Annotated in this window: 19 protein-coding genes, 4 tRNA genes and 2 pseudogenes; 9 read left to right on the top strand and 16 right to left on the bottom strand. The window is 71.7% G+C overall.

Going from position 1 to position 16,948, the window contains the following annotated elements; translation table 11 throughout:
* The first annotated feature begins 80 nt into the window (after positions 1-80).
* Together WD794_00125 and WD794_00120 are read left to right on the top strand one after the other, a co-directional pair.
* Positions 81-2,045 (top strand): PhoX family phosphatase, encoded by a 1,965-nt coding sequence (locus WD794_00125; GenBank protein MEX2288717.1) that lies wholly within the window; start codon positions 81-83, stop codon positions 2,043-2,045.
* Between the two features lie 164 nt (positions 2,046-2,209).
* Positions 2,210-2,674 (top strand): methylglyoxal synthase, encoded by a 465-nt coding sequence (locus WD794_00120; GenBank protein ID MEX2288716.1) that lies wholly within the window; start codon positions 2,210-2,212, stop codon positions 2,672-2,674.
* On the opposite strand, the gene WD794_00115 is transcribed toward WD794_00120, so the two are convergent.
* The 9 genes from WD794_00115 to WD794_00075 form a co-directional block, all read right to left on the bottom strand.
* Positions 2,615-3,133 carry an alkaline phosphatase PhoX gene (locus tag WD794_00115; GenBank protein ID MEX2288715.1) on the bottom strand — a complete coding sequence of 173 codons (519 nt, stop codon included), beginning with the start codon at positions 3,131-3,133 and terminating at the stop codon, positions 2,615-2,617. The two genes, WD794_00120 and WD794_00115, sit on opposite strands and share 60 nt — an antisense overlap.
* Before the next feature lie 184 nt (positions 3,134-3,317).
* A complete protein-coding gene (locus WD794_00110; protein ID MEX2288714.1) occupies positions 3,318-3,686 on the bottom strand; it encodes a hypothetical protein in 369 nt (122 codons plus the stop codon).
* 5 nt (positions 3,687-3,691) lie between these two features.
* Positions 3,692-4,012: a hypothetical protein gene (locus tag WD794_00105; GenBank protein MEX2288713.1), complete on the bottom strand. Its 321-nt coding sequence runs from the start codon at positions 4,010-4,012 to the stop codon at positions 3,692-3,694.
* Positions 4,013-4,111: 99 nt separating this feature from the next.
* Entirely contained in the window at positions 4,112-4,609 is a 498-nt protein-coding gene (locus WD794_00100; GenBank protein ID MEX2288712.1) for a glycerophosphodiester phosphodiesterase family protein, read from the bottom strand.
* Between the two features lie 416 nt (positions 4,610-5,025).
* Positions 5,026-5,661, bottom strand: a complete 636-nt coding sequence (locus WD794_00095) for a hypothetical protein (GenBank protein MEX2288711.1) — start codon at positions 5,659-5,661, stop codon at positions 5,026-5,028.
* Positions 5,662-5,793: 132 nt separating this feature from the next.
* Positions 5,794-6,951, bottom strand: coding sequence for an EAL domain-containing protein (locus WD794_00090; GenBank protein ID MEX2288710.1), 1,158 nt, complete (start codon positions 6,949-6,951; stop codon positions 5,794-5,796).
* A 151-nt stretch (positions 6,952-7,102) separates the two neighbouring features.
* Complete coding sequence (locus WD794_00085) at positions 7,103-7,834, bottom strand: glycerophosphodiester phosphodiesterase (protein MEX2288709.1); 732 nt, start codon at positions 7,832-7,834, stop codon at positions 7,103-7,105.
* 139 nt (positions 7,835-7,973) lie between these two features.
* On the bottom strand, positions 7,974-8,843 hold the full coding sequence (locus WD794_00080; GenBank protein MEX2288708.1) for a hypothetical protein: 870 nt from the start codon (positions 8,841-8,843) through the stop codon (positions 7,974-7,976).
* A gap of 127 nt (positions 8,844-8,970) precedes the next feature.
* A tRNA-Lys gene (locus WD794_00075) sits at positions 8,971-9,043 on the bottom strand.
* 98 nt (positions 9,044-9,141) lie between these two features.
* Here WD794_00075 and WD794_00070 point away from each other — a divergent pair.
* From WD794_00070 to WD794_00045, 6 genes are all read left to right on the top strand, one after another.
* Positions 9,142-10,188 (top strand): NAD-dependent epimerase/dehydratase family protein, encoded by a 1,047-nt coding sequence (locus WD794_00070; GenBank protein MEX2288707.1) that lies wholly within the window; start codon positions 9,142-9,144, stop codon positions 10,186-10,188.
* Between the two features lie 140 nt (positions 10,189-10,328).
* Entirely contained in the window at positions 10,329-10,988 is a 660-nt protein-coding gene (locus WD794_00065; GenBank protein ID MEX2288706.1) for a glycosyltransferase family 2 protein, read from the top strand.
* A gap of 11 nt (positions 10,989-10,999) precedes the next feature.
* Positions 11,000-11,644: a TIGR04282 family arsenosugar biosynthesis glycosyltransferase gene (locus WD794_00060; protein ID MEX2288705.1), complete on the top strand. Its 645-nt coding sequence runs from the start codon at positions 11,000-11,002 to the stop codon at positions 11,642-11,644.
* Between the two features lie 101 nt (positions 11,645-11,745).
* Positions 11,746-11,818: transfer RNA gene (locus tag WD794_00055), tRNA-Glu, on the top strand.
* 25 nt (positions 11,819-11,843) lie between these two features.
* A tRNA-Asp gene (locus WD794_00050) sits at positions 11,844-11,917 on the top strand.
* A gap of 12 nt (positions 11,918-11,929) precedes the next feature.
* Positions 11,930-12,002: transfer RNA gene (locus WD794_00045), tRNA-Phe, on the top strand.
* Positions 12,003-12,297: 295 nt separating this feature from the next.
* On the opposite strand, the gene WD794_00040 is transcribed toward WD794_00045, so the two are convergent.
* From WD794_00040 to WD794_00030, 3 genes and pseudogenes are all read right to left on the bottom strand, one after another.
* Positions 12,298-13,293, bottom strand: a complete 996-nt coding sequence (locus tag WD794_00040) for a hypothetical protein (protein ID MEX2288704.1) — start codon at positions 13,291-13,293, stop codon at positions 12,298-12,300.
* Entirely contained in the window at positions 13,286-13,759 is a 474-nt protein-coding gene (locus WD794_00035) for a sigma-70 family RNA polymerase sigma factor (protein ID MEX2288703.1), read from the bottom strand. The genes WD794_00040 and WD794_00035 overlap by 8 nt, the downstream gene beginning before the upstream one ends.
* Positions 13,708-14,205, bottom strand: a pseudogene (locus WD794_00030) (IS256 family transposase). Before WD794_00030 ends, WD794_00035 begins: the two are co-directional and overlap by 52 nt.
* 132 nt (positions 14,206-14,337) lie before the next feature.
* Between WD794_00030 and WD794_00025 the strand changes: the two are divergent.
* A complete protein-coding gene (locus WD794_00025) occupies positions 14,338-14,841 on the top strand; it encodes a hypothetical protein (GenBank protein ID MEX2288702.1) in 504 nt (167 codons plus the stop codon).
* A gap of 152 nt (positions 14,842-14,993) precedes the next feature.
* Here the strand turns inward: WD794_00025 and WD794_00020 are convergent.
* The 4 genes and pseudogenes from WD794_00020 to WD794_00005 form a co-directional block, all read right to left on the bottom strand.
* Positions 14,994-15,863: pseudogene (locus WD794_00020) on the bottom strand (IS630 family transposase).
* An 18-nt stretch (positions 15,864-15,881) separates the two neighbouring features.
* Positions 15,882-16,025, bottom strand: coding sequence for a helix-turn-helix domain-containing protein (locus WD794_00015; protein ID MEX2288701.1), 144 nt, complete (start codon positions 16,023-16,025; stop codon positions 15,882-15,884).
* 127 nt (positions 16,026-16,152) lie between these two features.
* The gene (locus WD794_00010; protein ID MEX2288700.1) at positions 16,153-16,572 is read right to left on the bottom strand and encodes a PIN domain nuclease; all 420 of its coding nucleotides are present in this window, start codon (positions 16,570-16,572) and stop codon (positions 16,153-16,155) included.
* Positions 16,563-16,784 carry a ribbon-helix-helix protein, CopG family gene (locus WD794_00005; GenBank protein ID MEX2288699.1) on the bottom strand — a complete coding sequence of 74 codons (222 nt, stop codon included), beginning with the start codon at positions 16,782-16,784 and terminating at the stop codon, positions 16,563-16,565. The genes WD794_00010 and WD794_00005 overlap by 10 nt, the downstream gene beginning before the upstream one ends.
* Positions 16,785-16,948 lie beyond the last annotated feature (164 nt).

Genomic DNA, 16,948 nt, shown 5'->3' with positions numbered 1-16,948 from the left:
CCGCGTCGCGGCCACCCCGGCTTCCTAGGTTTCACGGCGACCGGCGGAGGAGCCGCCGTCAGCGCACAGGGAGACCCTGCATGACCGAGCTCAGCCATCGACCCGCGGACCTGCTCGACGACGAGTACGACGCGGACGACCTGTCCACGAACCCGTCCATGGCGGCGAGCTTCGCCGAGGTCGCGCACGCGCGGCTGTCGCGGCGGGGCGTCCTGCGCGGTGGCATGCTCGCCGCGGCGGGCTTCATGACCACCAAGCTCTACGCCGACACTCCTGCGGCGTACGCCGCCCCGAAGGTGCAGCCGGCTGCAGGCGGCAGTGGGCTGCTGGGCTTCCGCCCGATCCCGCTGAGCGCTGCTGACGACGTCGTCGTGCCGCGGGGCTACACCGCTGTCCCGTTCATCCCCTGGGGCACGCCGCTGCACCCGAGCGGGCCGCGCTTCGTGCCGGGTAGTCCCGACGTCGTGGGGACCGGGAACACCGCCGCCGACCAGGAGCGACAGGTCGGCATGCACCACGACGGGATGCACTTCTTCCCGCTGGGCGAGGACAAGCAGGCCAGCCGGCACGGCCTGCTGGCCGTCAACCACGAGTACACCGACGAGAACTACCTGCACACCGGCACGACGACCCGACCGACGCGCGAGCAGTACACCGCCGACATGGTGCGCAAGTCGCAGGCTGCGCACGGCGTGAGCGTCGTCGAGGTCCGCGAGGACCAGCCCGGCCGGTGGAAGGTGATGCCGTCCAAGCGGAACCGCCGCATCACCGCCAACACCCCGATGACCTTCTCCGGCGCCGCTGCGGGCAGCCGGGAACTCGACACCGGCGCACCCGCGAACGGCAGGAACCCAGTCGGGACGATCAACAACTGCGCGCACGGCGTCACTCCGTGGGGGACCTACCTCACCTGCGAGGAGAACTTCAACGGCTACTTCCGCGTCGACCAGGGCAGCTACACCCCTGCGCAGCAGCAGCTGCTGACGCGCTACGGCGTCGGCGGCGACCGCTACCACTGGAGCACCCACGACCCCCGCTTCGTCGTCACGCCGGCCACGCCGAACGAGCCGAACCGCTTCGGCTGGGTCGTCGAGATCGACCCCTTCAGCGCGAGCTCGACGCCGGTGAAGCAGACCGCGCTCGGTCGCATGAAGCACGAAGGCGCCTTCGTGCACGTCGCCGACAGCGGGCAGGTCGTGGTCTACATGGGCGACGACCAGGTCAACGAGTACGCCTACAAGTACGTCAGCGCGCGACCCTGGCGCGACATGGTGAGCCGCGGCCAGAGCCCGCTCGACGACGGCACCCTCTACGTCGCCGTCTTCCACGAGGACGGCAGCGGCAACTGGGTCCCGCTGGTGCACGGCCGGGGCCCGCTGACCCAGGCGAACAGCTTCGCCGACCAGGGCGACGTGCTGCTCAAGACGCGGCTCGCGGCGGACGAGGTGGGTGCCACCCGGATGGATCGCCCGGAGTGGACGACGGTCGACCCGAACACCGGCATGGTCTACCTCACGCTGACGAACAACACGTCGGGCAGCAAGGTGGAGAACGCGGCCAATCCGCGCACACCCAACATGTGGGGCCACATCGTCCGCTGGCAGGAGGACGGCGGCGACCACACCGCGACCACCTTCGCCTGGGACCTGTTCCTGCTCGCCGGCCAGGGCCGGGAGACCGGTGACGGCTCCACGATCGACGGTGAGGACGCCTTCGGCTCACCCGACGGGCTCTGGGCCGACCCGGCGGGGCGCATCTGGATCCAGACCGACGGCCGGCAGCCCCAGGCGGCGAACAACCAGATGCTCGCCGCCGACCCGGGCGTCGTGGACGGCGACGGCCGGCCGGAGGTACGGCGCTTCTTCACCGGCGTTCAAGGCTGCGAGGTCACCGGTGTCATCACCACGCCCGACCAGCGGACGATGTTCGTGAACGTCCAGCACCCGGGCGGAACCAGCACCTGGCCGCAGACGGACGGCCTGAGCACCCCCCGGTCCGCCACCGTGGTTGTCACCAAGGACGACGGCGGCGTGATCGGCACCTGACCCTGTCGTCCTGACTGACGGCCCGGCGGCGTTCCCGCCGGGCCGTCAGTGCGTCCGGGCGGCTCGCCTCGGCACGCCGGGCCGCCCACACCGGTGAGCGCCCCGACGGGCGCAGGTCACAGGCGCGCCATCCGGCGGACACGGAACCCGGTCAGGCTGTCGGCATGGACCCCGCCTTCTCCCTGTGCCGCCGGATCGCGCTGATCGCGCACGACAACAAGAAGTCGGACATGCGTGACTGGGCGCGCTACAACCCCCACCTGCTCTTGCAGCAGCAGCTGTTCGCGACGGCGATCACCGGCCGGATGTTGCAGGAGGATCTGTCCCTGGACATCACCTGCTTCCGCAGCGGCCCCTACGGCGGCGACCAGCAGATCGGGGCGCGCATCGTCGACGGCGACATCGACGTGCTCGTCTTCTTCTGGGATCCCCTCGAGCCGCAGCCGCACGACCCGGACGTCAAGGCACTGCTGCGGGTCGCTGTCGTCTACAACATCCCGGTGGCCTGCAACCGCGCCACGGCCGACTTCATGATCTCGTCCCCTTTGATGTCGCAGGCGCACCGACCATCACCCACGTCGGCCGCGCCGAGCACGCCCGCTCACGAGCAGCAGGAAGCGGTGGCCTGAGTCACAGCCCGAAGCCACCAGCCCTGACCGGCGCCACCACGCCATCGGGGGTGATTGATGACGATCTCGAGATTGCCGCCGTTCTCGGAGAGGAGATGTCACCCGAGCGGCTGACGATGATGTTGTCGACGCCCGTGAGCGTCGCGTCCTCGCCGATCGCTTCGGGTCGTAGAGCACGGCGAGCCCCTGGGCGGCGACGTCGAGGTCCCAGGCCCGGTGGTCGCCCTTGGTCGTGAAGTAGACGTGGTCGCTGTCGAACCACACGCCCTCACCGCCGTCGAACACCGCGGAGCCCCGCGACGGCCTCGTGCGCGAACATCCGAGCGCCGGCTTCACGACGCCTTGGCCGGCGCCCTCGACCTCGCACTCGAAGACCTGCCCAAGGGGGTTCTCCTCGCAGGACAGCCAGGTCCCCCACGGGGTGGGGCCGCCGGCGCGGTTCTGGTTGGTCCCGGCCAGGATCCGGTAGGCGACGGCGATCTCGCCGTCAGCGCCGAAGCGCCGCGCTCCTGAGCCGCCGCCGACCGGGATCCTCGCTGTCGCTCGTGTAGACCCACCCGCCGTCCGGCTGTGGGAAGGTGGCGCCGCCGTCCAGCTGCACCCTCATCCGCACGCTGCACCTCGGCGGTGCGCCTTCAGCTGGTCAGGGGCCGATCAGTTCGACGTGGCGACCTGCTGCGGAGGCGAGACGAGACACGTCGCCAGGGTCTGAGGTGACGATGTCGTCGCCGTCTGTCGACAGCAGCACGACCGCAGCGTCGATGACGTCGGGGAGGCCTGCTTTGCCGAGCAGTGCACCAGCAGCACGTCCGAGGCGCTCGTCGATGGGTCGCACCTCGATCCCTTGCAGGGCCTGCGCCAGCCGCGCCTGGCGTGGATCGCTGCGCCACACCTGACCGAGGACGCCAGCGTGGGTGAGCGGCACGTCGCCCGTCAGCTGCGCCGCCTTCAGGCGCGTCCACATCGGCCGCCCGTTCCGCTCGAGGGCGATGAGCGCACCGGTGTCCAGCACGAGTGTCACCCAGACGCCGCCTTTGCCCTGCCAGGAACTCTCCCGGCCGCACGGGTTCCGCGGCTGCGCACGACCACGGCATCCTCCCGATCAGCACGAGCCTGGTCGACCATCTCCTCAGCCGTGATCTCACCGAACTCTGCCTCGTAATCTGCGATCGCCACCCGCAGGTGCCCCAGCTTTCGCTCCCTGTCGACCTTCTCGGACAGGGCCGCACTCACCCAGCCGCTGACCGAGTCCGCCTGGCCGTCGGCGACGGCGCGGCTTGCGGCTGCAACCAGCGCCGGGTCGACAGTCACCGTGAGTCGCTGCTTCCGCTCTGTCATACACCTATGGTAACAGCAGTAGGACTCTCAGCCCATCGACCGGAGCCCGCGGTCCGGGACGGGCTGGTCCGCCACGACGAGGAGGTCACATGAGTCGGGTCAGCTCGGAGACAGGTCGACCTCGTGCAGCACCCGGCTGGCGACGTCGCGCAGCTGCACGGTCATGACCCCGCTGCCCCCGTCGATGCGAACATGTCCGAGGAACTGCAGCCCATCGGTGGGCGGCTGGTTCGGCCGCTCCGCGCTACGCGAGAACATCACCCGCGGGCCGAAGGTGCCGTCACGCTGGTTGGAACCGAAGGTGCCGGCGTGCAGTGTCGGGATCTCGTAGCGCCCGTCGTGAATGGTGTTCTCCTGCCGCAGGTCCGGCAGCCGCTCGGTCGCCCGCAGACTCTTGAGCTCGACCAGCGTGAAGTCCTCGGTGAACCAGCCGGTGACGTCACGCCCGTCGATCCGCTTGGTCGTTCGGCGGTCGGCGAACTGCGTGCGCCCGGCGACGTCCGTCGTCTCCGAGATCTCGTTCTCGTGCCGGGCGACCAGCACCCGGTCCTTGGTGGCCACCAGGTCGGGCTCGATGAAGTCGGCCCCCAGGTCGATCGCCAGCTGGTAGGACGCCAGTGTGTGCTCGGGCCGGTAGCCACTCGCGCCGCGGTGGCCGATGACCAGCGGCCCGTCTTCGGCGGTCGAACCGGTCCGGTCTGGCTGCTGCCCCTCGCTCGGCCGCGGCCGGTACGGCGACCGCGAGGGCCACCAGCGGCACGGTGAGCAGGGCGACCAGGCGTGGAGCGTGCTTGCGCAGGCGCATGCGAATTCCTTCAGGAGAGACGGGATGCCACGCCGTGCGGCGGACGTCTCGACTCAAAACGCCGCCAGGGACCGGAGAGCGAAACGGACACGACCTGCTCGTGTCGGGTTCGTGAAAAGCCGGAGCGGAGCACGCAACAGCGGTGCCCAATCCGCCCTGCTCCACATGCGACCTACCGCTGCATGCCGGGCCGACCGAACGACGGACATCAGGCCCGGAGACGCTGCTCCTGCGCGGTGGCGACCGAGGCCATGTGCCGGTACCGGGCAACCGGAGTCATGCCCATGAAGTGCAGCGCGTGCGGAGCCCTGACCTGCGGACGGTCGAGGTAGGAGGCCGGCCCGCTGTTGAAGGACCCGCTGTCACAGCGGCCGTCGAGGTAGGGCATGTTCCAGCCGGGCGGCAGCCAGCTCGTCCGGCAGGAGAACGCGTTGCCGGCGCCGGGCCGCGCCCACCGGTGGCGGTCATCGCCGCGGTCCCACCCGAGCGCATGGAGCACCGCTCCCTGGTCGGCCCAGGGCCCCGGCTGCTGCCCGGCGTCTTCGACCGCGTCGAGAAAGGCGAACGACTGCGCGCAGGACCGCAGCAGCCAGACCCCGGTGTTGGGAGTGACGCGGTGCTCGGCAGGCACCTGCTCCAGAACGAGTGCCTGGAAATCCTGCGGGTGCAGATGCGACAGGTCCTGGACCACCACGGTCCAGTCCCATACCTCTGCGTACCGGCGAAAGGTCGGCAGCGCGAGGTCGTGGAGGGCGGCCCGCATACGCGGACCGGCGGCCGTGATGATCGCGCCGCGGGAGCGGCCACGCCGCAGTCCGCCGGATCGTCGTGCGAGAACGGACATGCGCACCTCCGGAGCCGGATCGGTCCCGTCAGCACAGCGGACCCAGGTGTCCGGCACACCACCGCAAGATGTCGTGTCCCCCAACGGGACCTGCCTGATCGGCGGAGGGAGACGCGGCCTCCCGTGCGCCCCTCAGCGACATCCGACGAGCAGGTCGGGGGTGCCCAGCCAGCGGTTCAGCTGAGCCCGGTCCGTGCTCGGCCGGCCGATCAGGTACCCCTGGGCAGCGTCGACGCCGAGCGAGGACAGGACGTCCAGGTCCGCCGCCGTCTCCACACCTTCGGCAATCAGGCAGGCGCCGAAGTCCAGGGCCAGCAGCACGAAGGCGGAGACGATGCTGCGCTGGGCCTTGTTCGCCGACACCCCGTCCACGAGGGACCGGTCGATCTTGATGATGTCCGGCTCCAGCTCGACGATGTGGTGCAGCGAGGCGAACCCTGCACCCGCGTCGTCGATCGCCACGCGCAGGCCCCGCTTCCGCAGCGGATCCAGCCGCTCCCGCAGCTCGCGGTAGTCCTGGATGGAGGCGTGCTCGGTGATCTCCAGGGCCAGCCGGTCGAGGGGCTGGTCCGACAGGTCGGCCGCCACTGCGGCCAAGGCCACAGCGGCGGCAGGGGTGAGGTTCACCGCGAGGTACTGCTCCGCGCGCAGTAGCGGGAGCAGGTCCACCACAGCCTTGCGCACAGCCAGCCGCTCCAGCTCGACTCCGAGGCCGACGGTCGCCGCCTGGGCGAACACGACGTCCGGCGGGCCGGTGTCGAAGCGGGACAACGCCTCGAAGGCCAGGCAGCGCCCGCTCGCGAGGTCCACGACCGGCTGCAGAGCCAGGGTCAGCCGCTCGTCCCGGAGAGTCCGCGCGATGCTGTCGCGCAGCGCCTCCAACTCGCGCTGGGCGTCGAGGTCCTCGGTCAACAGCTCCGCGAGCATCGCCATGAACGCGGCGTCCCGCTCGTCCAGGTGCGGTTCGGCGTCGTGGCCGAGGCAGCAGAACGTGCCGTACAGCGTCCCGTCGGAGTAGCGGAGCGGGACGCCGGCGTAGGAGCCGATGCCGGCGCTGCCGGTCATGGCCAGGGCGCTGGTCAGGCTGTTGGCGGAGGAGTCTGGAACGACATTGTCGATCTTGCCCTGCATCAGCAGGTTGCAGTACGTCGTCTCGACGGCGTCGGCGCCGCCCACCCGTAGGCCGAACGAGGCGGCATCGCCGTGCAGCACGCGGTAGTTCTGCCTGCCCTCGTGGAGCTCGGAGATGAAGGCGACGTCCATGCGGAGGTGGCGCCGGGCCAGCTCCATCACACGCTCGACCCGCGGGCCCGCCAGGGCGTTCGGTCTGCCGGAGCCCTGCGCAGGGTCCCGCTCCAAGGGCACCGGGCGGCCCGGCATCGCTTGCACGGGCTGCAGCAGAGCACATGCCCCGGCCACCCGCGAGTTCGGCCCCGTCGACTCAGGCAGCGGCGGGGCGCGCCGCCAGCGCCAGCCGCACCGTCGCCGGTACGTCGGTGATGACGGCATCGACACCGAGGTCGGCGCAGCGGCGCACCGCACGGCGCGAGTTCACGGTCCAGGGCACGACGGCCACGCCGCAGGAGTGTGCGGTGGCGACGCAGTGCGGTCCGCCGAGCAGGTCGCTGACGTGCGGCTGCACCTCGTCGTGACCGTCGCGGAGCGCCTGGCGAAGGACGGCGAGCGGCAGGCAGCCGGAGTCGCCGAGCAGGGCCGTCCGCACCTGCAGGTACGCCGGCGCGGTCAGCCGGAAGGCACGCAGCAGCACCGGGTCGAACGACGACACCGTCACGTCCATCGGCAGGCCGACGGTGTGCAGGTGGACCAACCGCTCGACCAGGACCTCCGCGATGCGTGCCGGCCCGGGCTTCAGCTCCAGGACGAGCGGCCGGCCACCGGCGGCGGCCAGCAGCCACTCCAGCCGGGCCAGCGGCACTCCGCAGGCGTCGGCGGTCGCCCGCAGCCCGGCCCACGGCGTATCGGCCACCACGAGCCGGCGTCCCGTCAGCCGGGCCAGGTCGGCGTCGTGGCAGGCGACCAGGATGCCGTCCGCGCTGAGACGCAGGTCGACCTCGGCCCCGTCGGCGTAGGCAGCCAGCGCCGTACTGACCGCCGGGACGGTGTTCTCGATGCTGGTGGTGTCGGGCGAGCCGCGGTGGGCGAGGATGCGCACGACCTGCACGGTGCCGGTCGTCGATGACGCGGGGCCGCCCGTGAGATGTACGGCAGGAGCAGAGCAGGCGACAGCAGACTCCGCCGGGTCGTTCCGGGTCCTGTTCGACCCTGTGCGTGAAGCATGCTCAAAGGCCCGGTCAGGGCGTCGGCGACGGGACCGCAGTCGGCGGCGGTGCAGGGCGACTGGACGGCTGCGGCAGCGCGTTACGGAGTGCCTGCAGCAGCGGGGCGCCGTCGCGCACGCTCGCGCCCGGCGGTGGGTTGACCACGACGTCGATCCCGAAGTCGTACAGCTCGAGCCGGGTCGTCACCGTCAGCGGCGGGCCGTCTGCCTGCGGGACCTCCACCGTCTGCGTGAGCCGGCGCAGCAGGCCGGCGCGGTCGAGGAAGACGTCGTACTCGGCCGTCGGCACGGTGGCCGCCGCACCGAGGGAGGAGCGCAGCGCGGCCGTCTGCACGCCCCGGGCCCCGCGCAGGGCGCGCGCGACGTCGTAGCTGCCGCGGTAGTGGGTGGTCGGCTCGCCGCGTACGTCCTCCTCGCCGACCCGCTCGGCCTCGCCCACAGCGGCCAGTGTGTGCAGCTGGGCGGTCGGGGCGACGGTGCCGCCGAGCGGGCTGCTCGCGACGTCGGCGACCTTCAGCTTGAAGAACTGCCCTTTCTGCTGCGGAAGCGTGAGGTACAGGTCGGGGCCGACCAGCCGCTGCTGCACCGCGCCGACCTTGACGTCATAGGTCGTCTGGCCTCGGTCGGCCTTCCAGTCGTAGATCCCCTCGCCGGCGAACACGACGTCCGCGCCGTCGACGGTGGTGGAGGTGGTCAGCGAGTAGCGGGCGGAGCCCTGCCCGTCCGTCTCCGCGGCGGCGGCACGCACGAGTGCCGTAGCGGACGGTGCGTCAGGGGAGGACTCCGAGGCGGCGCCGGGGGCGGCGTCCCCACTGCAACCGGCCAGCAGCGCGGCGGCGGCGGCTCCGGCGAGCACGGACGTCAGGCGGCGGGACAGGCGCATGCGGGCGGGGCTCCGTACGGGGCGGGTGTTGTCGGACCCCTCCAGTGTCACACCTGCCCGGACGCGCCTCCCCTGTCGTCCGAGGCATCGGCTCTGCAGCCCCTCTGACGTTCGAGGTCAGCAACTGTGGGCCGCCAGGGACTCGAACCCTGAACCCGCGGGTTAAAAGCCCGCTGCTCTGCCAGTTGAGCTAGCAGCCCTGGTCGAGGAGAAGGTACGCCGCTCAGAGTGCCTGCAGTCTGCCACCAGATGCAGACGTGCTGCACCGGCCCGGCTTGCGGTTAGTAGCCTCCGGCGGGTGCACGTCCTCGTCACCGGCGGAGCCGGCTTCATCGGCGGCCACGTCGTCACCGCGCTGCTGGACGCCGGGCACACGGTGCGCGTCCTGGACGCCCTGCTGCCCGAGGTGCATGGCGGCGGGTGGCCGTCCTCGCTCGATACGCGCGCGGAGCGGGTGCACGCGGACGTCCGCTCCGCCGACAGCTACAAGCAGGCGCTCGACGGGATCGACGCGGTCTGCCACCAGGCGGCGATGGTCGGCCTGGGGGTCGACCTGCAGGACCTGCCGCGCTACGTCGGCCACAACGACCTCGGCACGGCCGTCCTGCTCGCCGCGATGGACCGGGCCGGCATCGGGCGCCTGGTGCTGGCCAGCTCGATGGTCGTCTACGGCGAGGGCCGCTACTCCTGCGCGGAGCACGGGGTGGTCCGGCCGGGGCCGCGGGCAGAGAGCCAGCTCGCGGACGGGCGGTTCGAACCGCCCTGCCCGGTCTGCGGCCGCCCGCTGCAGCCCGGCACGGTCCCGGAGGATGCCCCGCTCGACCCGCGCAACGTCTACGCCGCGAGCAAGACCGCGCAGGAGCACCTGGCGGCGAGCTGGGCCCGCGCCGGCGGCGGGACCGCCGTGGCGCTGAGATACCACAACGTCTACGGCCCGCGCATGCCCAAGGACACGCCGTACGCCGGGGTCGCCAGCCTGTTCCGCAGCGCCCTGCAGCGGGGCGAGACGCCGCGGGTCTTCGAGGACGGCGGTCAGCGCCGCGACTTCGTGCACGTACGCGACGTCGCGCAGGCCAACCGGCTCGCTCTGACGGCCGGCCGGCCGGGAGCACTCGTCGCGTACAACGTCGCCAGTGGCGTCCCGCACACGGTGGGCGACCTCGCCCGGGAGCTGGCCGCGGCCTGCGAGGGGCCCGCGCCGGTGGTGACCGGGCAGTACCGGCTGGGCGACGTCCGCCATGTCGTGGCCTCGGCGGAGCGGGCCCGCGCGGAGCTCGGCTTCACGGCGCGGATCCCGTTCGCGGACGGGATCCGCGAGTTCGCCACGGCGCCGCTGCGCGGCTGACGGAGCACGACCCGCGTGTATATGGAACTGCCGGCGCCGGCGCCGGCAGTTCCATAAACACCGGCACACCTACCTCGCACCCGAAGCCGCCGGCCAGCAGCCGCCGCCATCCAGCCTGCCACGGCAGGCGAAGATGACGCGTGCCCGACGTCGTCCTGCCCTGCCTCGACGAGGCCGCGGCGCTGCCGTGGGTGCTGACCCGGATGCCCGCCGGCTACCGGCCGATCGTCGCCGACAACGACTCGAGCGACGGCTCGGCGCAGGTCGCGGAGGGGCACGGCGCCCGCGTCGTCCAGGCCCGCCCGCGGGGCTTCGGCGCGGCCTGCCATGCCGGACTGCTCGCGGCCGATGACCCGGACGGGATGGTCTGCTTCCTCGACGCCGACGGCTCCTTCGACCCGCAGCAGCTCCCGCGCGTCGTCGCCCCGCTGCTCACAGACACCGCCGACCTCGTCCTCGGCCGGCGCCGTACGGCGAGCCTGCGGGACTGGCCGCTGCACGCCCGGCTGGGCAACCGGGAGGTCGCCCGCCGGCTCGCCCGCCGTACCGGACTGCAGATCTCCGACCTCGGCCCGATGCGCGCCTGCCGGCGCGAGCCGCTGCTCGCGCTCGGGCTGCAGGACCGGCGGTTCGGCTACCCGCTCGAGATGGTGACCCGCGCCGTGGCCGCGGGCTGGCGGGTCGTCGAGGTCGACGTCGACTACCTGCCACGCACCGGCCGCTCCAAGGTCACCGGCACCGTCGGCGGCACCGTCAGGGCGGTCCGGGACATGTCCCGCGTGCTGCGGGAGATCCCGTGACGGCAGAACGCGTGAGAGCAGAGCGCCTGCGAGCAGATCCCCGGATCGAGGTGCAGGTCCTCGTGCTGGCCAAAGCGCCGGTGCCGGGGCGGGTGAAGACCCGGCTGTGCCCGCCGCTGACTCCTGACGGCGCGGCCCGGGTCGCCGCCGCCGCGCTCGAGGACACGCTCGACACGGTGCGTGCGGTGGCGCTCGCGCGGCGGGTCCTGGTCCTGGACGGGAGCTGGGACGCGGCCGGCTTCCAGATCCAGCCGCAACGCGGCGGCCCGATGCCGGACCGGCTGGCGGCAGCCTTCGACGACTGCGGAGACCTGCCCGCGCTGCTCGTCGGGATGGACACCCCACAGCTCACACCGGCGCTGCTGCAGCAGGCGGTCGACGCGTTCCGCCGGTACGACGCCGTCCTCGGCCTCGCTCCGGACGGCGGCTGGTGGGCGCTCGGCCTGCGGCGCCCGGACGGGGACCTGCTGCGCGACATCGCGACCTCGCAGGCCGACACCGGGGCGCGCCAGCTGGACCGGCTGCGGGACGCCGGCCTTGACCCGTACCTCCTGCCGGAGCTGAGGGACGTCGACACCGCCGACGACGCGCGTGCGGTCGCAGCGCTGGCACCAGCCGGGCGCTTCGCCGCGGTGGTGCGCGAGCTGCTGCCGTGAACGGTGCCGGGCGCAGGGTCCGCTATGCTTTTGCGGTCCCCGACGGCACCCACGGCGGTGGCAAGCCGCCCACCTCCGGTAGCCATCCGGAAGGTGCGAGCGTCCCCATCGTCCAGCGGCCCAGGACTCCACCCTTTCAAGGTGGCTACGCGGGTTCGAATCCCGTTGGGGGCACAGCAAGAAGGTCTGGTTCATCCCAGGCCCCGTAGCGCAGTTGGTTAGCGCGCCGCCCTGTCACGGCGGAGGTCGCGGGTTCGAGTCCCGTCGGGGTCGCAGCACCTACCTGGTCAGGTAGCTCAGCTGGTAGAGCACACGCCTGAAAAGCGTGGGGTCGGCGGTTCGATCCCGTCCCTGACCACCCCCTCTTACCCCCTCTGACCTGGTCGCGCCGGTGCATCCGGTCAGGACAACAACTGCGGCAGCAAGCGGAACTAGACGCATACCTCTGTGACCCGTCCGCAGCCTGTCTGGTTCCCCGCATGCCACGCCCAGTCAGGTTGCGACTCCCCGCCGCTGATGCCTGTACAGCGGGACAGGTGACAGGGCCGCGCTTCTGCACCGCTTGACTTGAAACGGACATGACCGTCTCGTGGAACGGGGCGTCGTCGGAGCAGCGCCCGTGGTCGGGCTGGTACCGCGGCTGCGCGTCGTGTTCAGTCGGTGAGCTCGCTGGTGGGTCGCATGCTGGTGGCGATGTCCTGGAGCTGCTGGCTGGTGAGCGGCGGGGGGTAGCCGCGGTTGCAGATCATGACGGCGTTGTCGTCGGTCTCGCGCCACCGCAGGCAGGTGAGATCGTCGAGTCCGGCGGTCTCGGTGACCACGCCCTGGTGGCCGCGGACCGTCGGGCGGTCCACCACGACGGAGGGGCCGGTCGGCTCGTCGCTGCCGGGGACCTTGCCGGGGTCGCCCTGGTAGACCTCGATCTGGGTCTGCGGGTCGGGGCCGGCGTAGGTGTGGACGGTGACGTCGTTGCCGGCGTCGTCGGTGCCGCCGTAGCCGACGGTGAGCTTGCCGGGCAGGCGGTAGCCGTCGGGCAGCGCTGTGGGCTGGAGCAGCGTGCCGGTGTCGAGGACGTCGAGGCGGTCGCCGTCAGCGTCGACGACGCGCCGGCCGTCGAGCGGGACGCCGAGGTCGAGGCGGTGCTGCTTCGGCGGCGGCAGCGCGAGGGAGCACCCGGAGTTCGGCGGCGGCGGGTCCTTGGGCTTGTACGCGGACGCGTCGAGGGTGACGGTGCTCGCGTCCTGGGCGACGACGCGGACGACGGCGTTGTCCGAGCAGTACGGGTCCGTGCCCGCGCGGCCCGAGTAGACCAGGACCGCGGTCGGGTCCTCGGGGTCGGTGTAGGCGCCGGTGATCGGGGCGGGGCCCGTGCGGCGCAACGCGAGCCCGTCCTGGGTCATGTCCTCGGGCGGCGGCCCGTCCGCCGTGGCCCCTGCGGCCAGGTCGGCCGGGAGGCGGTCGCGGTCCGTCATCAGGGACGGCACGAACACGACGCCGGCAGCCGCCGCGGCGGCCAGGACGACGGCCGCCGCCGAGCGAGCGCGGACCTTGCGTGCACGGCGGGCCTCCAGCGCGGCGAACGGAGGCACCAGGTCGGGCCGGTAGGCGTCGATCTGCGCGTCGACGGCGCGGTCGAGGGCGTCAGGCATCGCGGGGGTCCTCTCGGAGCAGGGGAGCGAGCGCGGCGCGGGCCCGCGCGAGGCGTGACTTGACGGTGCCGACGGGTACGCCGAGGGCGTCGGCGATCGCCTCCGGGTTGAGGCCGAGGCGGTGCAGCACGATCACGGCGCGCTGCTGCTCGGGCAGGCCGGCGAGGGCGCGTTCGGCGTCCACGGTGGCGGGCGTCGGCTCGGGGACGTCGGGCTGGGGGCCGTGCTTGAGGGCTGCGCGCAGGCCGTTGAGGGCTTTTCGGCGTCGGTTGCTGACCTGGCGGAGCGCGACCTTGCGGACCCACGCCTCCGGGTCGTCGTATCGAGACACCTTCGGCCAGCTGCCCATGAGCCGGACGAACGCGTCCTGCACGGCCTCCTCGGCCTCGTCGCGGTGGCGGCAGACCGCGCCGACTTGCCCGACACCGCCGGCCTGCCCGTGGAACGGGCGTCGGCGCTGACGGATCTGCCGACGGGCTCGGCGATCCGGGCGTGCCGGCGGGTCGCGACACCGGCGAGCATCCGCTCCAGCACCACCTGCTGCAGCACATCATCGGCAGCGAAGTGCGCATAGGAGGCCAGCGACACCTCATGCCCGTCGACGGTCCGGGCCCGCGGCCGGGTGACCGGGACCCGACGACCCCCGAGGGTGACCGAGCCCTTGCCGGCGCCGTGTCGCACTGCCGTGCGGGCCGAATCGTGCTTGCCCTTGGGCCCGGCCACCGCGGTAACCTCGGCCTCGAACATCGCATGCATCACCGACAGGCCGGTCGCAACGCTCAACGCGAGCAACCCGTCCCTCGCGACGCCGGCGATATCGGCCAACGCCACGCTCAGCGCCTCGGGAAGATCCCCCAGCTCTGGCAGCTCGTCGTGCGCGACGACCTGGACGTTCCTCGGTACGGTCTTCATGGCGGTCCCCTTGTTCTGGTCGGGTCGACTTGGCGGTCGCCCAACACCTACCGCGAGGCAGGCATCAGGCGGGGGACCGCCACCTCAACTTCCACGAAGACCGGGACAACCTCCGACGGGCGGCACGGCGCGATGCTGGCGAACGACCTGACCAACAAGGCCGATCGCTGCTCGTTCTCGGGGGCGACGAACATGGCCGTGTTCCTGACGTCGGACGGCGGGCGGACATGGACCCGCTCCACCCACTGCGCCGCGGTGTGCGGGTCGGTCGCCCTGGCGGACCGCCGGACGGTGATCGTCGGGCACAACGAAGGCAGCACGCTGCGGACGACCGACTTCGGGCGGTCCTGGCGGCCGGGGCCGCGGCTCGCTCCGCCAGGCGGCCGGGTCGAAGCCGTGATGCAGACGTTCTGGCTGCAAGGCATGGACTTCGCCAACAGCAAGGTCGGCTACGCCTCGACCAAGGGCGGCGGCACCTGGCGCACCGACGACGCCGGACTGACCTGGACGCGAGAGGCGTCAAGCGACTCCGCGCACCAGCTCCTCGTGAGCGGCGACGTCGTAGCGCTAGACACGGAAAGGGCCGTGATCGCCGGCCCCGCCGTCGTGTCAGTCCGCAGGACCGCACCCGTCTAGCGCCATTCGGCGTTGGACACCGGCTGCGCCGCGGACAGAACCGCGCTTACGCAGCCCGGGCGCCGCGAGCAAGAACGGCTTCTGCTCGGCGGCCAGCCGCAGGGGAAGGGTCTCCCGCTCGGTCTTACTAAGCAGGGCGTTAGTAAGTCGAACTAGATTGCGTTGATGTAAGCCAGATTCGGGTCGCCGAAGAAGCCGCGCACGATGTGGGGCATCGCTTGCAGGCGGCGCAGGGCGGCGACGGCGAGCGCTTTGAACTGGTCGGGGCCGGTGATGATGCTGCGGCCGACGCGGTCGTGCTTGATGTTCTTCCACACCCACTCGTCGGGGTTGAGCTGCGGGGAGTAACCGGGGAGCTGGAACAGTCGCAGCTGCCCGTCGGTGGAGGCGGCGAAGGTGGTGACCTTCTTGGACCGGTGCACCGGGTGGCCGTCGACGACCAGGAACACCGGGCCGTCAGTGTCGGCGATCAGCCGTTTGCAGAACTCGATGAACTTGTCGGCGGTCAGCGAGCCGGTGAAGGTGGAGAACCGCAGCAGCCCCTGCGCGGTGACCGCGGAGATCATGTTGAGGCTGAAGCGTGCGCCGGTGGTCTTGACCACCGGAGTGGTGCCGATCGCGCCCCAGGTGGTGCCGCCGTGGTGGTCGGAGCGGATGCCGGCCTCGTCGGCGAAATAGACCGTGGCGCCGAGCTTCTTGGCCTGCTGGGCTATCGCCGGGTAGTCGCGTTCCTTCCAAGCGGTCACCTTCTCGGGGTCGGCCTGCCAGGCCCGCCACAACGGCCGCTGCGGGGACAGCCCGAGCCGGTGCAGCATCCGGCCTACCGCCGAGGGCGACATGCGCACGCCGAACTCACGGCGGATGAGTTCGCGCACCAGTTGGCGGGTCCACAACGCGAAGTCCAACTGCAGCTGCTGCGGATTCTGGCCCACCACCAGGTCATAGACCCGCTGCGCCTGCGTGGCAGTCAGCTTCGGCGGGTGCCCCGGGATGGGCTTGGCCTTCAACGCCTCACGGCCGCCGGCACGAGCCGCGGCGACTCAGCCGTACACCGTGTGCTCGTGCATGCCCAACGTGCGAGCCACCTCACGCGGATCGGCGCCTTGATCCACCCGCTCAACCGCCCGCAACCTCAGCGCCTCAAGCGTGCTGTGGTCCAGCTTCCGGCCATCGTCCTCGCGCACACTCCGAGTGTCCCAGGCGCCGACCCGAAAGTGTTCGACATACTTACGCGTGTCTTAGTAAGACCGGTTCTGCTTGCACGCGAGCTGCGTCGGGGCCCCCGCTGCAAGCTCGCCGGGGACCGACTGTTCAGCCGGTCGCGACGACCAGGCGCTCAACCGGCTGGCCGGTGACCTCGGCGATCAACTCGAAGTCCTTGTCGAGGTGGACGACGGTCAGGCCGGCCAGTTCTGCGGTGGCGGCGACGATCAGATCCGCGACGGAGGGAGCGCGGTGGTGTCCGAGGTCTGCCAGGCGCAGCTGCACCTCGATGGCGCGGTCCTCGATCGCAGGCGTCTGGTACTCCACGGGCATCGACGCCAGCGGCGGACGCTGCGTCGCAGCTCGCAGCTCGTGACCAGATCGGGCTGAGTAGCCGATCTCCAGCCGCGTGACGGTGCTGATGCGCACCAGCCCCCGCTCGATCCGTTCCGCCCACCCCGCTGCTTCGGGCGACCGCGAGAGCAGAGCGAGAGCCGAGGTGTCGATGAGCCAGGAGGTCAAGTCCAGGCGCCCTTCATGACCTCCGGGTCGGCCAGATCGGCGAACGTCTCTGCGAAACCGTCAAGATCCTCGGTGGTTGTCGGCTGCTCGCTGCTGGTCGCCTCCTGAGCCAGCCGTCGACGCAGGTACTCACTGCGGGAGAGCCCAAGGCGGGCAGCCCGCGCATCGAGTGCGGTGATCACCTCATCTGGCACGTCTCGTACGAGGACGTCAGTCATGCCGGCACACCTCCAGGACCGATAGCACACGATAGCGCACCAGCCGTTGAACTGGCCGGACGCGGCAGCGGGTCCGGCGCAGCCGGCCCAAGGCCAAAGCCGTTCCGCTCGTGAGCCGGGGGGGGGGGGGGGGGGGGGGGGGGGGGGGGGGGGGGGGGGGGGGG

Source organism: Mycobacteriales bacterium, assembly GCA_040902655.1.
GTDB lineage: Bacteria > Actinomycetota > Actinomycetes > Mycobacteriales > SCTD01 > SCTD01.
Note: the sequence above shows the minus strand (reverse complement) of the source record. Positions and strands in the feature narration are given on the sequence as shown.

What these genes read in the sequence shown, in the direction of transcription:
- WD794_00080 (MEX2288708.1), bottom strand. Translation starts at nt 8,843, where the DNA reads ATGCGCCTGTCCCGCCGCCTGACGTCCGTGCTCGCCGGAGCCGCCGCC.
- WD794_00090 (MEX2288710.1), bottom strand. Translation starts at nt 6,951, where the DNA reads ATGGAGCTGGCCCGGCGCCACCTCCGCATGGACGTCGCCTTCATCTCC.
- WD794_00120 (MEX2288716.1), top strand. Translation starts at nt 2,210, where the DNA reads ATGGACCCCGCCTTCTCCCTGTGCCGCCGGATCGCGCTGATCGCGCAC.
- WD794_00125 (MEX2288717.1), top strand. Translation starts at nt 81, where the DNA reads ATGACCGAGCTCAGCCATCGACCCGCGGACCTGCTCGACGACGAGTAC.
- WD794_00025 (MEX2288702.1), top strand. Translation starts at nt 14,338, where the DNA reads ATGCTGGCGAACGACCTGACCAACAAGGCCGATCGCTGCTCGTTCTCG.
- WD794_00095 (MEX2288711.1), bottom strand. Translation starts at nt 5,661, where the DNA reads ATGTCCGTTCTCGCACGACGATCCGGCGGACTGCGGCGTGGCCGCTCC.
- WD794_00040 (MEX2288704.1), bottom strand. Translation starts at nt 13,293, where the DNA reads ATGCCTGACGCCCTCGACCGCGCCGTCGACGCGCAGATCGACGCCTAC.
- WD794_00005 (MEX2288699.1), bottom strand. Translation starts at nt 16,784, where the DNA reads ATGACTGACGTCCTCGTACGAGACGTGCCAGATGAGGTGATCACCGCA.
- WD794_00105 (MEX2288713.1), bottom strand. Translation starts at nt 4,012, where the DNA reads ATGACAGAGCGGAAGCAGCGACTCACGGTGACTGTCGACCCGGCGCTG.